The following is a 15,727-nucleotide window of genomic DNA, read 5'->3' as shown; positions in this document are numbered from 1 at the left end:
TGACCCGGTTCAGATCTCCATGCACTCCAACCTGATCTACTCTGCATTTGATCCACGTTTCAACGTTGTTTCTCTTCCATTCGTCTATGATTCTTACGACGATGCAGATGCGAAATTCGACGGCGAAGCTGGTGAAAAACTGAAAGAAATCCTTGGCGAATACGGACTCCACTGCATGGGTATCGCAGAAAACGGTTTCCGCGAGATCACAAACAGCAAACATGAAATCAAATCTGTAGATGATATGAAGAACCTGAAGGTCCGTGTAGCAGGTTCCAACCTTCTGATGGAATGCTACAAGAGATGGGGCGCTGATGCTACCAATATGAACTGGTCAGAGACTTACACAGCACTTCAGCAGAACACTGTTGAAGGTGAGGAAAATCCACTTCCGGCTATTGACGCAGCAAGCGTTCAGGAGGTTCAGCCTTACTGCTCCATGTGGGATGCAATTTATGACTGTCTGTTCTTCTGCATCAACCAGGATATCTACGACGGCCTTACACCACAACAGCAGGCAGTTGTTGATGAATGCGGCCAGAAGGCAGTTGAATACGAACGTTACATCAACCGTTCCAGCGACAATGAGATTAAAGAACGCTGGGAATCCAAAAACGGCGTAACCTTCACAGAGAAAGCAGATATGGATATCGATTCCTTCAAGAAAGCTGTAGACGGCGTAGACGACTGGTTCGTAAATGAGCTGAAGAGCCAGGGCTACGAAGACGGCCAGGATCTGGTTGATCTGTTTACCAAATAATCCTTACGGTTACAAAACTCCATAAAAATAAATGAACAGGGTATAAAGTTTCATCAGATTACGATGAGCTTCATACCCTGTTTTGTTTTTAATAATATAGAACGTAAAGTACTTGATATCTTCTATTTTTCACGTTATACTGAACAAGTATAATTGAACAGACCCGGATGCAAAGTTTCGACCCCTGCCCTCCAGTTTCACGAAAGGAGGGTGATGCCCGATGAATACAATGGAAGTTCTTACTTTACTGTTAGTAATTTTTACGGCATTGACTTACATAGATCAACATAAAAAGAAATAAGCATCCCCCCGCTCAAAGTGAGATGCTTACTTTCTTTTTAACATTATAATTAATCACAGAGGGCAACCGGAACACGCTTCCGGTCATCTTCTAAGTAGATTATACAATGGGGCACCTGATTTTTCAAGCGCCCTTTTTTATAAAGTAAAGCAGACATTCGGTTACTGTTCACACACCACTGTCCCGCGAGGTGTTTTGGCATGAATATGCCAAAATCCCGAGATATACAAGCCAAAATTCCATTGCCGCAGGCAATCTGGAATGAATTTTGGCTACGTTACTGTGAACGGAGTGAACAGTAACGACATTCGCAATCCGCTTCGCTACTTGCTCATGAACGCAGTCACTTCGTGACCTGCGTTCAAATCTCAGATCTTCAGGTAAGACTTGATTTTCTCCTCCTGCAGTTCTTCCCCGATCACGATCAGAACCTCCTGCCCTACATGAAGCGGACGGATTGTAATTTCATTCTTGGTAGCATTTAATTCAATCCACTGCTGTTCTTCGCTATCTGTCTGAGCAGACTTTCCAGAACCGTCTTCGCTGTCACTGTCTACTCTCATAAATCCCTTCATTCGGAACACACGCCCGCATTCAGAATCAGACAGAATCTTCTCAGCTGCTTCCCGCAGCTCCTTCTCAGTCATCTTCACATTCATAAAGTACAGAGAAGTAAAGGCATCCTCTGCCTCAAACTCCGGTTTCCTGTAGCTTGCCATCACATATCCACAGGATGCGATTCTGTCAAAGTCCTCTTTCGACATCTCATCCCAATTCTTGTGGATAACATTATCAGTATCCACACCATTCATTTCACAATGAAATCTCCTGCTGCAATGAACCTTCTCCAACGCCTGATTCACATGCTCAATCGTACCCTGGATTTCCTCGGGTGATGCGTCCTGGCTCTTGCTCATCACAATGCATCCGGCATCTGCCACCTCAGAAGCCAGAATGAAATCCGCCTCCTCTGACAGATCACGCTCCAGCTTAGAATCCACAATTGCGATCACATTCCCAATCTGATACCAGCGGTTCAACGGCTCCTCATGAAGAATATCAAAGAACTCATCCACATCAAAAATCCCAGACGGCTCCACGATCACACGGTCATAACCGCACATACCCATAGCAATCAGTTTCGTCTTAAATCTCCTCCTGTGGCAGTCCTTATCACACCCTCCTGAGATCATCTCCAGCTCACAGTTCTCTCCCATCAGATCCTGAAGCAACATCATATCCACATTCACAGCCCCGTAATCATTCTCCAGAATCCCAATATTATTACCAGCATCCATCAGATACTGCGCATACTTCCTGATAAACGTCGTCTTCCCTGAACCAAGAAAACCAGTGATCAGATCTATCTTTACCATCGTATATCTCTCCCTTGCTGCTGCATAATTTTTCTTTTTTATCCGTAAACCGGAACTTCATCATCTGTGATCCACATACCTGTACGATCATAGCATTATAACGCAGAAAACGCAACGCCCGCAAAGAAAGACCACAATTATTCATGTTCTGAAATAATTGCAGTCTTTCTGATCGTTTCTTATGACAATTCCAGCTTACCGGTATAAAGCTGATAATAAGTTCCTTTTAACTTAATGAGGTCTTCATGGTCGCCTCTTTCAATGATCTTTCCATGATCCAGTACAATGATGGCATCACTGTTTCTGATGGTTGAAAGTCGATGGGCGATCACAAATACAGTACGGCCTTTCATCAGGTTATCCATACCTTTCTGTACAATACTCTCTGTACGGGTATCAATACTTGAAGTTGCTTCATCCAGGATCAGTACAGGCGGATTGGCTACTGCTGCTCTTGCAATGGAGAGAAGCTGGCGCTGTCCCTGGGACAGTTCCTCACCGTCTCCGCTTAACATGGTATCATATCCTTTTGGAAGCATTTTGATAAACTGGTCTGCATGAGCCAGTCTTGCTGCCTCGTATACTTCCTCATCTGTGGCATCCAGTTTACCGTAGCGGATGTTTTCTTTAATAGTTCCTGTAAACAGGTGAGTATCCTGAAGTACGATTCCCAGAGAACGTCTCAGGTCATCCTTCTTAATCTTGGTAATATTGATTCCATCGTAACGGATCTTACCTTCCTGAATATCGTAGAAACGGTTGATCAGATTTGTGATGGTTGTCTTTCCTGCACCTGTAGAGCCTACGAAAGCAAGTTTCTGTCCTGGTTTGGCGAAGAGGCTGATGTCTTTCAGAATAACTTTGTCCGGGTTATATCCGAATGTAACATCTTCGAATCGGACATCTCCTGTCAGTTCTGTATAAGTAACGGAACCATCTGCAGAATGTGGATGCTTCCATGCCCACATGCCTGTTCTCTCTTTGCATTCTGTGATATTGCCGTTGGCATCCTTTCTTGCATTAACAAGTTCTACGTAACCTTCATCCTCTTCCGGCTTCTCGTCAATGAGCCTGAAGATACGTTCTGCACCTGCAAGTGCCATAACGATGGCGTTGAACTGCTGTGCCACCTGCATGAATGGCTGGGTAAAGCTCTTGGTGAACTGTAAATAGGAAGCCATAACACCGAGGGTGATGCCGCCCACACCTGTTACAGAAAGAAGTCCCCCAAGTACTGCTGTCAGTACGAACTGCAGGTTACCGATGTTACCGATCACAGGTCCCATCATGTTTCCGTATTTATTGGCGTTTGCAGAACTCTCGAAGAGTGCTTCGTTGAGTTTGTCGAATTCTTCTTTTGATTTATCTTCGTGGTTGAAAACTTTTACCACACGCTGACCATTCATTCGTTCTTCCACGAAACCGGTCACATCTGCCAGAGATACCTGCTGACGGATGAAATATTTGCCACTGTTGGAACCAATCTTACTGGTAACCTTCAGCATAATAAAAATAATCACAACTGCCAGAATCGTAAGCAGCGGACTTAACAATAACATGGAAATAAAGGTAACCACGATCGTAAACAGCGCCATCAGCGCCTGCGGGATCGCCTGGCTGATCATCTGTCGCAGGGTATCTGTATCGTTGGTATAAAGGCTCATGACAGATCCGTTTGTATTCTGGTCGAAATAGCGGATCGGAAGAGTCTGCATATGCTCGAACATATCATCACGGACACTTTTAAGCACACCCTGACCGATATAAACCATCATTCGGGTATAAATAAATGTGGCAATCACACCAAGTGCAAAAATACAGCCAAGGACTGCAAGTGCCTTATAGAGTTCTGCAAAGTTCGGATCTGTCTGTCCGATCAGCGGGATGATAAAGTCATCCAGCAGAAATTTCAGGGACAGGGATACTGCAATACTTGCTGCGGAACTGATAAAGATACAGATAAATACGATGATAAACTGTATCTTATGGGTTCCTGTCATATATTTCAGAAGTCTTTTGGCAGTTTGGATGGTGTTCTGATCTAATTTTTTCTTCTTATTCATCGTCTCCGCCTCCTTTGACCTGTGATTCATATACTTCTCTGTAAATATCATTTGTCTTCAGCAGTTCTTCTGAAGTACCCACACCTGCGATCTTACCGTCATCCAGTACGATGATCTGATCTGCATCTTCAATAGAAGAAACTCGCTGTGCGATAATAATCTTTGTTGTGTTCGGGATCTCCCCGCGGAAAGCCTTACGTATCAGGGCATCTGTTCTTGTATCTACTGCACTGGTAGAGTCATCCAGGATCAGGATCTTCGGTTTCTTGAGAAGAGCCCTTGCAATACACAGACGCTGCTTCTGACCGCCGGATACGTTGTTACCGCCCTGAACGATCATTGTATCGTAGCCATCCGGGAACTCACTGACGAATCCATCTGCCTGGGCCAGCTTACAGACCCTCCGAACTTCTTCCTCACTGGCATGTTCATCACCCCAGCGAATATTGTCATAGATGCTTCCTGAGAACAGCACATTTTTTTGAAGTACCATGGAAACCTGGTCACGAAGTACTTCCAGATTATAGTTGCGTACATCCACGCCTCCCACCTGGACATTACCCTTTGTGACATCATAGAGTCTGGGGATCAGCTGCACCAGGGTAGACTTGGCACTTCCGGTTCCGCCGATGATACCTACTGTCTGACCGGATTTAATATGAAGATTTACATCCTTCAGGGAAAGATTTCCTCCCTCTCCTGCATAGCTGAAATCTACATGATTAAAGTCAATGGAACCATCTGCCACATTCTTCACTGCATCAGCTTTATCCTGCATCTCAGGAACTTCATCTAGAACCTCTACAATACGGTCTGTGGATGCTTCTGCTATCATGATCATAACAAACACGAAAGTTACCATGTTCAGGGACATGAGAATCTGAAGTGCGTAGACAATGATACTTGTCAGCTCACCGGTTTCCATGCCACCGAGAACAATTCCTCTTCCGCCAATTGCAACAATGATAATGATTACAGTATACATGGCAAACATCATAACCGGTGAGTTCCATGCAACAATTTTCTCTGCTTTAGTAAACAGATCATAAACATATCTGGAAATTCCATGGAATTTCTCAATCTCATAGTCCTCTCTTACGAAAGCCTTAACTACACGTGAGGCATTTACATTCTCCTGAACGGAATTGTTCAGGTTGTCATATTCATCAAATACCTTGATGAAATGCGGATGTGCCTTTTTCGCAATAAAGATCAGTGTACCGCCAAGGACAGGAACAACTATCAGGAAAAGCATTGCGATCGGTTTGTTGATCGTCAGTGTCATAATCCATGACAGGATGATCATAAACGGTGCCCTGGCAAGAAGGCGGATACTCATCATGTATGCCTGCTGTACATTTGTGATATCAGTGGTCAGTCGTGTGACCAGACCTGATGTTGAAAAGTGGTCGATATTTTTAAAGGAAAAATCCTGCACCTTATAAAAAATATCGTGTCGTAAATTCTTCGCATATCCTGCTGCTGCAACTGCCGCCATATTTCCGGCCTGTACGCCGAAGAACAGGGAAAGCATTGCCATTGCAACAAGGATGACTCCACGCTGGATGATATAGCTCATATCTCCGTTTGCAATACCTACGTCGATAATCTTCGCCATCTCCAGAGGAATCAGAACTTCCATCAGTACTTCCAGGATTACAAGGACCGGAGCCAGTACAGACTGCTTCTTGTATTCCCGGACTGAACGTAAAAGTTTCTTATTCATCTTCGTCAATGTCCTCCTTATGTCTCGTTATTTCTGTTAAAAATCATTCCTGCTATCGCAGGATTTTTTCCGGTTTTCATACATCTGCCAGAGAACCTGTTTGCACAGTTCCACATCCTCCTTCGGAATTCCCCGGAGCATTTTGGCTTCGCCTTCTTCAATACTCTTTAAGATTGCAGGACGGATCTTCTCTGCTTTCTCTGTGGGAATGATCTGTTTCAGGCGTGCATCCTGTTTCGCACTCTCTCTGTAAATGTAACCGTTCTTCTCCATCAGCTTCAGGATCCCTGTCACTGTAGGTTTCCTGATCTGGAATTCCTCTTCAATATCTTTCTGATAGAGATCTCTGTGCATGGTTTCCAGAAGGATAAATTTCAGCACATGCTTCTGCATGGTCGTCAGATCGTCATTCTCCATCACCTCTGCCGGATTATGCCGTTTCATTGTATGGGATAAAATATGTATCAGCCTGCCTACATGCATCTCATTCAGCTTCTGTTTCATTTCCTCGTCTATCTCGCCGCACCTCCTAAAATCAGTACCCATACTATTGCAAAGCCATATAATAGTTAGGTTGCTATCCATTAGTTGCCTAACTATTATATGGCTTTAGTTTTTTTATGTCAATACTCGTTTTTATTTCTCCTTTTGAACTACTCAAAAATTGTTACTGTTCACTCCGTTCTCAGTAACACGCTTCGCGATGCAGGAAATATGAACCTCCTTGTGCAATGCCCAAGGAGTATCGTTTGCTTCGCAAACTTAATTTATGCTAATCGCATAAATTCGCGCGGTATATCTCGGGTTTTCTGTTGCCAAGCATCCGTAAGAAGCTGCCAGTGGCAGGTTCTGTAGGTGACCTTCGCTCACAAAAAACACCTCGCGGGATATTACCAGTGAACAGTAACCAAAAATTAAATTTGCAAGGACTCTCAGAATATGTTAGAATGATTTCACTAAATAAAGCATTAAAGGATTTTCAAAAATAAAGAGGTTTTACACAAAGGAGGATTTCTATTATGTATATTACATGTCTTGACGTAGAGGGCGTACTGGTACCTGAAATCTGGATCGCATTTGCAGAAGCAAGCGGAATCCCGGAGCTGAAGAAAACCACACGTGATGAGCCGGACTATGATAAGCTGATGAACTGGAGACTTGGTATTCTGAAAGAGCATGGTCTTGGACTGAAAGAAATTCAGGATGTGATTGCAAAGATCGATCCGCTTCCAGGCGCAAAGGAATTTCTGGATGAGCTTCGTTCTTTCTCTCAGGTAATCCTGATCAGCGATACTTTCACACAGTTTGCAGCACCACTCATGGAGAAGCTTGGCAGACCTACCTTATTCTGCAACACTCTTGAAGTTGCAGACAACGGTGAGATCACAGGCTTTAAGATGAGAGTGGAACAATCCAAGTTAACTACTGTAAAAGCTTTACAGTCTATCGGATTCGATACCATTGCAAGCGGTGATTCCTACAATGACCTGGGTATGATCCAGGCAAGCAAGGCAGGATTTCTCTTCCGCAGTACAGACAAGATCAAGGCAGATTATCCGGAGATCCCGGCATACGAAGAATATGACGAACTGCTGGCTGCAATCAGAAACGCCATGAAATAATCTTAGAGCGTGTCTGAAAAAGGCTTTCTGCAATTGCCAAAAAAGCCACCATACAGGTCAAATCATTCCTGTATGATGGTTTTTATTTTGTGCTTCCATTACTGTTATACCCATACCTTACATCTCAAACGCCTTTTTTATACTGTCATAATGCAGGAATTTCCCTTCTGCTGCAAAGGCTTTGATCTCATCAACAGTGGCAAACATATATCCGTCTGTTTCCTCTGTCTGCAGGTGCAGGTCACTCTCATCAATATCCATGACAAAACGGTACACATCCACGAAGTAGTTATCTCCCTCACCCGGATTCTCTCTCTTATAAGTAAACAGATATCCGCCTTCCGCATTTCGTACATCCAGTCCTGTTTCTTCTTTTACTTCACGAAGGACAGCCTCGCAGGATTCCTCACCTGCCTGGGCTGCACCCCCTGATACTTCCCACCAGCCGGGAGCCCATGCCTTGGTCATCACACGTTTGGTAATCAAGAATGTACCATCTGGTCTGCCGACGACACCAAGTACGGTCAGGTGATACTCCCCGTCCTTCAGACACCAGTCATTTCTTTTCATTGTGCGTCCTGTCGGTTTCTTATTTTCATCATAAATATCCCAAAATTCCATTTTTAATTATCTCCCTGTAAAATTACTGTCTGCCTGTAACTTTATACATAATATCATTTTGCCAGTCTTATTGCAAATATATACTGATTTTACAGTTGTGCTGTCAGGAAAGCGGGTTACTGTTCACTCCGTTCACAGTAACGAAAGCGAGCCAGAGAAATATTCACAAAATTTTCGCGCAGCAGTGCCGAAATATCTCTGAATCCCATACATTCGTGCATTGAAATTAGAACAATTATTCAGTATAATTATAGTTAATAACTGTGGCCATACAGCTGCAGTCACTTAAAGGAGGAATATTATTATGGCAACATGGAAAAATCTCGACACTCTTGCTTCCTACAGCAAGCTTGCCGAACTGAAAGGTCATGTAAATATTGCAGATGCCATGGTAGGCGAGAAAGGTGCTGAACGTGTAAAGAAATACAGCACACCGATGGCAGCCGGCTTAACTTACAACTACGCTGCAAAACAGGTTGATGAGACAGTTCTGGATGCACTTGCAAAACTGGCAGATGAGGCTGAGCTTATTGACAAATTCCAGGAATTATACAACGGTGCTGTGATCAACACAGGAGAGAAACGTATGGTTCTTCATCACCTTGCACGTACACAGCTTGGCGAAGACGTAGTAGTTGATGGTGTCAACAAACGTGAATTCTACGTTGCACAGCAGAAGAAAGCCGCAGACTTCGCTAATAAAGTTCACGCAGGTGAGATTACTAACGAAAACGGCGAGAAATTCACAACTGTTGTACAGATCGGTATCGGTGGAAGTGATTTAGGTCCTCGTGCATTATATATTGCTCTTGAGAATTGGGCTAAAGCAAACAACACATCCAAGATGGAAGCTAAATTTATCAGCAACGTAGATCCTGATGACGCAGCTGCTGTTCTTGCTTCCGTAGACCTTGCTCATGCTCTGTTCATCGTTGTGTCCAAATCCGGTACAACTCTTGAAACACTGACAAATGAAGCCTTCGTAAAGAATGCTCTGGTTAAAGCAGGATTAAACCCATCCAAACATATGCTTGCCGTAACAAGCGAGACATCACCTCTGGCAAAGAGCGAAGATTATCTTACAGCAATCTTTATGGATGACTATATCGGCGGACGTTACTCTTCTGTTTCCGGTGTAGGCGGTGCGATCCTTTCTCTTGCTTTCGGTCCTGAAGTATTTGCACAGATCCTCGATGGAGCTGCTGCCGAGGACAAGCTTGCTACAAATAAAAATATCCTTGAAAACCCGGATATGCTGGATGCACTGATCGGTGTTTATGAGAGAAACGTACAGGGATATCCTGCTACAGCAGTTCTCCCATACTCTCAGGCATTAAGCCGCTTCCCTGCACACTTACAGCAGTGTGATATGGAATCCAATGGTAAATCCGTAAACCGTTTCGGTGAACCTGTAGACTATGTAACAGGACCTGTTATCTTCGGTGAACCAGGTACAAACGGACAGCATTCCTTCTATCAGTTATTACATCAGGGAACTGACATCGTTCCGCTTCAGTTCATCGGCTTTAAGAAGAGCCAGCTTGGTGTAGACGTAGATATCGAGAACAGCACAAGCCAGCAGAAACTCTGTGCAAACGTTGCTGCTCAGATCGTAGCATTTGCATGCGGTAAAAAGGATGAGAACCTGAACAAGAACTTCAAGGGCGGACGTCCTTCCAGCATCATCACAGGTGAAGAACTTACACCTGCATCTCTGGGTGCATTACTTGCTCACTTCGAGAACAAGATCATGTTCCAGGGATTCGTATGGAACTTAAACAGCTTCGACCAGGAAGGTGTTCAGCTTGGTAAAGTCCTTGCAAAACGTGTTCTTGCACATGACACTGACGGAGCACTGAAAGTATACAGTGACCTGTTAAACATCTGATTTCATCAGAAAGCAAAAAATACACAAGCCAAGATCCAACCGCAAAAAGCGGTTTCAAACTATAGCACTCCTCTTCAATAATACATTCAGGAGGAGTGCTACAAGAAAGAATCCTGCTTGCAGGGCTTTGTTATGTTATAGGAACATTACGGAGTAATTTCCTATAACATAACAAAATCATCATACAGAACTCCGATAAATATTATCAGGAAGTTCCTTATGATGATTTTTCTGTTTTCTTTTCTAATTCTCTTCTGACTTCTTAACAAACTCTGCTTTCGGCAATGGTCTGGAATAATAGAATCCTTGAATATTGTCACATTCCATCTCCTTCAGAAGTTCAACCTGATCTGCAGTCTCCACACCTTCTGCAACCACCTTCATGCCAAGTCCATGTGCCAGAATGATCACCTGCTGCACGACCATTCTTCCCTTCTGCTGGTGAATACAGTCAATCAGACTCTTATCAATCTTCAGTGTATTAAACGGTAATTCACTCAATGTGATCAGTGAAGAATATCCTGAACCAAAATCATCCATGTGCAGTGCAAATCCTGCATTTACCAGTTTCTCTGTAAAATCTCTGATCATAACATTATTCAGAGTAGCTGTTTCCGTCAGTTCAACAGGCACACAGGAAAACGGGATCCCATTCTCCTCTACAATCTTCATATAACGTTCAACAATATCGGAATGATGGATGCTTGTACGCGACAGATTTACAGAAATCGGAATCAGCTCCTGCCCCTTCTTCATCAGTTCACGCTGAAATTCGCAGACATACCGGAATATGTATTCATCCAGCTTCACGATCAGTCCGTCCTTTTCATATAGCGGGATGAAATCTCCGGGCATTACCATGGAACCATCCGGGTTGATCCATCGCACCAGTGATTCCGCTCCTGTGATCCTCTCTGTTTTTACATCATATTTCGGCTGGAAATATGCCACAAATTCTTTATTTTTAATCGCAGATTCAAATCTGTTCTCCAGCAAACGGTCCTGCATCTGCTTCTGTTTCATTTTCTCTGTATAATAGGCAATGTTACACTCATAGTTATCGCGGATACTTCTGATCGCCATAAATCCTCTGTCACAGATTACAGAAACAGGTAAAGATTTATCAATATCCTGATAAACTCCATATTTGACCATAAGATTGGGAACAGGTGCATGCTCTGCGATTTCTTCTTCTATCTTTGTCACTGTTTCCAAAGACAGATCACAGTCATCACACGTCATACATACGAACTGATCACTCCCATATCTGGATACCAGACCTGTCTTCAGCATCTTTGTATAAGCTCCTGCCAGATAGCAGAGGATTTCATCTCCTACTTTCTCCCCGTAACTGCTGTTAATCAGTTTGAAATCTCTGATATCAGCAATTACAAGATGAAATCTATCCCCCGGTCTGGTTTTCAGAAAAGATTTTGCATGATAGAAAAACGCCTGTCTGGTATAAACTCCAGTGAGCTCATCATGTTCTACTGCAGTCAGTGCCATTACGGACTCCCTCAGCTTGATCACACTGTTGATCCTGCCCATTACAAGTTTAAAGTTATAGGGCTTCGGAATAAAATCAACTGCACCAAGATCCAGACATTGAAGTTCTACATCTTTTGAATTACTTCCGGTCATAACGATAACCGGTATGGTTGACAGAAATTTATCTGTGTTTCTGCGTCTGAGGAATTCAAATCCATCACACACAGGCATACAGATATCCAACAGCACTACTGATAATTCTCTGTAATGCTCGGAAAGAAGTTCCAGTCCTTCTTCCCCGTTTTCTGCGAAAAAAACATCAAATTTCTCTTCCAGAAAAGAAGAGAGGATATCTCTGTTTAATTCATTATCTTCTACGACCAGGACTTTTCTTTTGGACGGTAATTCCCCCGGTTCCAACAGTTTTGCATTGTCAGAATCTTTTCTCATACTTTTTTATACCCCTCACACACAATTTCCAAAGCAAAGCATCTCCGGATATCCGCACCGGAGATGCTCAAATTATTATAGTAACCGATCTGTTATCTGCAACCGTCCAGCCATTGTGGGAATATACTATACTTAAACGTTACAGGCATACATAATGTCTACATATCTTAACTCTTTGAGTTTACATTATTTTGCATAATCTTTCAAGCCTTATTCTGCAGTTGACATGATTTTGCCACGACTTTATTATGGAAGTTTCATGCTATGATGGGCTGGATTAAGATGCATTATTTACGAGGATTACTATACTTTTACAATGTACGGAATTTTTATATGCTGACAGTATAAACAGAGGCAGAAATGTTTCCACAAATAATCCTGCTTCAAACATTTCTGCCTCTGTTATCCTGTCTGTAAATCTTTAAAAATAATATTCTTCTGAATAAATCCTCAGATCCTCTTTTGTCCATTCCCCACCTTCAATATGAAAACTGTTCAATACCGGATAGTCCGCCATCAGTGACAGGATCAGATAACTTGCCTTTGAATCAAAAGCAAGACGGATATCCTCCACTGACGGACGGGATGGAGAAGACGGATGGGAATGCCAGTTTCCCAGCGGTTTCAATCCATTGGCACGCATATCCCTGATCGCATTTATCTGGTCTCTGGGATCCAGGGTGAAGTGATCTTCTGCATGATCTTTATTCTCCAGAAAATATACCTTTCGGATTTCCCTTCCCTCCCCGGTTTCCACTCCGGCCAAAAGCCCGCAGGCTTCCTCCGGAAGATGCTCTTTTGCATAATTAACGATCTCATCATAGAGATGATCTCTCATTCTTATTATAGCCATACTTTTCTCCTGTTTTGCATCAGGTTTTTCTTGTATTTACTGCTCATCTCTTGTGGCAAATCGGCCTGCTGTTTCCTCACAGACCTCCTGCTCGTAGTCGATCGGTTCCAGGATTGTCGGATGATCTCCGCATACTGCACAGTCATGAGTATCCTTCGGCAGTTTAACCTTATGGAATTCCATTGTCAGCGCATCAAAAGTCAGAAGATATCCTGTCAGAAGATCACCTACACCGATCAGATACTTGATTGCTTCCATTGCCTGTAAGGAACCGATGACACCTCCCATTGCTCCGATGACACCTGCCTGCTTACAGGTAGGAACTGCATCCTTGGGCGGCGGATTCTTGAATACGCAGCGGTAACATGGACCTTCCCCGGGTACATAGGTCATCAGCTGACCTTTAAAACGAATGATACCTGCATGGGAAAATGGTTTTTTCTCCAGTACACATGCATCATTGATCAGAAATTTTGCCGGGAAATTATCAGTTCCGTCAATAATAAAATCATATTCTCGAATCAGTTCGCGGATGTTGGATGCGTCTACGAACATCCGGTAAGTTTTTACTTCCACATCCGGATTCATGGCATTCATGGTTTCCTTTGCTGATTTTACCTTTGCTTTTCCGATATCTGCTGTGCTGTGGATGATCTGTCTCTGCAGATTGGAAAGATCTACCTCGTCCGCATCCACAATACCGATTGTTCCCACACCTGCTGCTGCCAGATACATTGCCGCAGGTGCACCAAGACCGCCTGCACCGATGATCAGTACTTTTCCTTTCAGGAGCTTCTTCTGTCCCTTTGCACCCACTTCTTTTAAGATGATGTGACGGGAATAACGCTCGATCTGTTCATCTGTCATTGCCATTTAGCATCCACCTCCCATGAAATACAGAAATTCTACATTGTCTCCCTCTTTTAATACGGTAGACTCTTTATCCTCTGATGCAACAAATTCTTCATTAATAGAAACGGTTACATATTCCGGCATCTCTACATTTTCCTGTGCGATCAGTTCCGGAAGTGTCAGTCCGTCTTTTACTTCTTTTTTCTCTCCTGCTACTGTGATAAACATATTTTTTCTCCTTTATGCCTGCTCTCTTTTTAAAGTAATCCTTCAATCCAGCTGTTTAACTCTGCCTGTTTCAGTGCTCCTGTTTTCCGGTCTTTCGCCTGTCCGTCTTTAAAAAGGATCAACGTCGGATTTGCCTGCACTTCATACTGCTCTGCCAGCTCCACATCAAAGTTCGTATTTACTTTATATACTTTAATCTTATCCTCATAATCGTCTTCCGCATTTCCGAGAACCGGTGCCAGCTTTTTACACACCACGCAGGAATCTGAATAAAAATCCACCAGAACCGGAAGTTTTTCCTTCAGGACTTTCTCTTCAAAATCCGTCTTGCTTACCCGTACTGCCATCAGTCTTCCACCTTTCTTACATACATGGTGTAAGTACCATCTTCATTATCGGTTAATTTCAGTACCTTATGCCCTTCTTCTTTCATACTGCGCGGAACATTCTGCACTGGTTCGCCATCGTTCATGCGGACAGCCAGAATCTCTCCATCCTCCAGTTCTTCGATTGCTACTTTTGCCTTCACGAATGTCAGGGGGCATACTTTATCGGTAATATCAACCTCATCGGTTACTTCAAAATCTAATTCAGCCATTATGTTCTCCTTTCACTGTCCTTCATACGCATCTTTCAGCTGACTGCGGAAATCTTCTTCTCCCACACGCTGCAATGTTTTGCGGAAACGTTCACTTGGATTTGCATTTTTTTCAAAGAAATTAATTGCCGCATCTGTCACACGAAACAGTGTTTCTTTATCCGGAATCAGAGAAAGCAGTTCTTCTCCTTTATAGATATTATTTCCGAAGGTTCCTCCAAAAGATACGATATATCCCGGAGTTCCTTTCCATGCATCCACCGGACAGCTCTTTACACAGCGGCCACAATGATTACATTTCTGCGCATCCAGTTCTATTTTGCCGTCCACCATCTTCAGTGCATCCTGTCTGCAGGCTTTCACACACACACCACAGGAAATACAGTCGTCTTCCTTATATTCGATGTTCATGCCGCCTTTGATTCCAACATCGTTTTCTTCTGCTTTCAGGCAGTTATTCTGGCATCCTGTAACACCAAATTTGAATTTATGTGGGAGTTCCCGTCCGAAATATCTCTCATCAAGCTCTTTTGCCAGTGTGTAGGTGTCGATACATCCGCTTGGACAGACCTCTGAACCCTGACAGGCTGTAACTGTACGTACACGTGGTCCGCACACACCGGTTCCCACACCGCCTTTTGCCAGTGCTTCTTTTACCTCTGCCAATTCTTCCACTTTAATAAAGGGAATCTCAATGCCCTGGCGGGAAGTCATATGTACATATCCGCGGCCGTATTTTTCTGCTACTTCTGCTACTGTCTTAATATTCTCTGCAGTCAGGTTTCCACCGACCACTGCCAGTCTCAGGGAACCGTAACCTTTCTGTTTCTGTCTCATATATCCGCCTTTTTTTAAGGCTGCATAATCTACTTTCTGTGCCATTTTTATCTCTCCTTTGTGT

At 43.4% G+C, this 15,727-nt stretch carries 15 protein-coding genes; 3 read left to right on the top strand and 12 right to left on the bottom strand.

The features are described 5' to 3' along the window. Positions 1–760: TRAP transporter substrate-binding protein DctP (gene dctP / locus I4V44_RS02250; RefSeq protein WP_195980967.1), on the top strand; the 760-nt coding region annotated here is incomplete at its 5' end. A gap of 669 nt (positions 761–1,429) precedes the next feature. Here dctP and I4V44_RS02245 read toward each other — a convergent pair. From I4V44_RS02245 to I4V44_RS02230, 4 genes are all read right to left on the bottom strand, one after another. After that, complete coding sequence (locus tag I4V44_RS02245) at positions 1,430–2,437, bottom strand: GTP-binding protein (RefSeq protein WP_118568906.1); 1,008 nt, start codon at positions 2,435–2,437, stop codon at positions 1,430–1,432. A 179-nt stretch (positions 2,438–2,616) separates the two neighbouring features. After that, positions 2,617–4,500, bottom strand: a complete 1,884-nt coding sequence (locus I4V44_RS02240) for an ABC transporter ATP-binding protein (RefSeq protein ID WP_008705260.1) — start codon at positions 4,498–4,500, stop codon at positions 2,617–2,619. Continuing rightward, positions 4,493–6,226, bottom strand: a complete 1,734-nt coding sequence (locus I4V44_RS02235) for an ABC transporter ATP-binding protein (protein ID WP_196002249.1) — start codon at positions 6,224–6,226, stop codon at positions 4,493–4,495. Before I4V44_RS02235 ends, I4V44_RS02240 begins: the two co-directional genes overlap by 8 nt. Before the next feature lie 36 nt (positions 6,227–6,262). Further along, positions 6,263–6,730: a MarR family winged helix-turn-helix transcriptional regulator gene (locus I4V44_RS02230; protein ID WP_081018880.1), complete on the bottom strand. Its 468-nt coding sequence runs from the start codon at positions 6,728–6,730 to the stop codon at positions 6,263–6,265. Between the two features lie 515 nt (positions 6,731–7,245). Between I4V44_RS02230 and thrH the strand changes: the two genes are divergently transcribed. Further along, positions 7,246–7,848 carry a bifunctional phosphoserine phosphatase/homoserine phosphotransferase ThrH gene (thrH, locus tag I4V44_RS02225; RefSeq protein ID WP_026650356.1) on the top strand — a complete coding sequence of 201 codons (603 nt, stop codon included), beginning with the start codon at positions 7,246–7,248 and terminating at the stop codon, positions 7,846–7,848. Between the two features lie 117 nt (positions 7,849–7,965). Here the strand turns inward: thrH and I4V44_RS02220 are convergent, their stop codons facing one another. Beyond that, complete coding sequence (locus I4V44_RS02220) at positions 7,966–8,469, bottom strand: NUDIX hydrolase (RefSeq protein WP_008705266.1); 504 nt, start codon at positions 8,467–8,469, stop codon at positions 7,966–7,968. A gap of 304 nt (positions 8,470–8,773) precedes the next feature. On the opposite strand from I4V44_RS02220, the gene I4V44_RS02215 reads away from it, so the two are divergent. Continuing rightward, positions 8,774–10,357 (top strand): glucose-6-phosphate isomerase, encoded by a 1,584-nt coding sequence (locus I4V44_RS02215; protein ID WP_118408543.1) that lies wholly within the window; start codon positions 8,774–8,776, stop codon positions 10,355–10,357. A 243-nt stretch (positions 10,358–10,600) separates the two neighbouring features. On the opposite strand, the gene I4V44_RS02210 is transcribed toward I4V44_RS02215, so the two are convergent. From I4V44_RS02210 to I4V44_RS02180, 7 genes are all read right to left on the bottom strand, one after another. Next, complete coding sequence (locus tag I4V44_RS02210; RefSeq protein WP_196002248.1) at positions 10,601–12,295, bottom strand: two-component system response regulator; 1,695 nt, start codon at positions 12,293–12,295, stop codon at positions 10,601–10,603. A 421-nt stretch (positions 12,296–12,716) separates the two neighbouring features. Further along, the gene (locus tag I4V44_RS02205; protein WP_055054157.1) at positions 12,717–13,148 is read right to left on the bottom strand and encodes a M67 family metallopeptidase; all 432 of its coding nucleotides are present in this window, start codon (positions 13,146–13,148) and stop codon (positions 12,717–12,719) included. A 36-nt stretch (positions 13,149–13,184) separates the two neighbouring features. Next, complete coding sequence (locus I4V44_RS02200) at positions 13,185–14,021, bottom strand: HesA/MoeB/ThiF family protein (protein WP_008705270.1); 837 nt, start codon at positions 14,019–14,021, stop codon at positions 13,185–13,187. Then, positions 14,022–14,228 (bottom strand): sulfur carrier protein ThiS, encoded by a 207-nt coding sequence (gene thiS / locus I4V44_RS02195; RefSeq protein WP_008705271.1) that lies wholly within the window; start codon positions 14,226–14,228, stop codon positions 14,022–14,024. It lies immediately after the preceding gene. Between the two features lie 29 nt (positions 14,229–14,257). Then, positions 14,258–14,575 (bottom strand): thioredoxin family protein, encoded by a 318-nt coding sequence (locus I4V44_RS02190; RefSeq protein WP_196002247.1) that lies wholly within the window; start codon positions 14,573–14,575, stop codon positions 14,258–14,260. Then, the gene (locus I4V44_RS02185) at positions 14,575–14,826 is read right to left on the bottom strand and encodes a sulfurtransferase TusA family protein (RefSeq protein ID WP_008705273.1); all 252 of its coding nucleotides are present in this window, start codon (positions 14,824–14,826) and stop codon (positions 14,575–14,577) included. The genes I4V44_RS02190 and I4V44_RS02185 overlap by 1 nt, the downstream gene beginning before the upstream one ends. 12 nt (positions 14,827–14,838) lie before the next feature. After that, complete coding sequence (locus tag I4V44_RS02180; RefSeq protein WP_196002246.1) at positions 14,839–15,708, bottom strand: 4Fe-4S binding protein; 870 nt, start codon at positions 15,706–15,708, stop codon at positions 14,839–14,841. Positions 15,709–15,727 lie beyond the last annotated feature (19 nt).

This window comes from Blautia sp. 1001283B150304_161114_C9, from assembly GCF_015668165.1.
GTDB lineage: Bacteria > Bacillota > Clostridia > Lachnospirales > Lachnospiraceae > Blautia_A > Blautia_A wexlerae.
The sequence above is the reverse complement of the archived record's forward strand: the minus strand, read 5'-3'. Positions and strand labels throughout refer to the sequence as shown.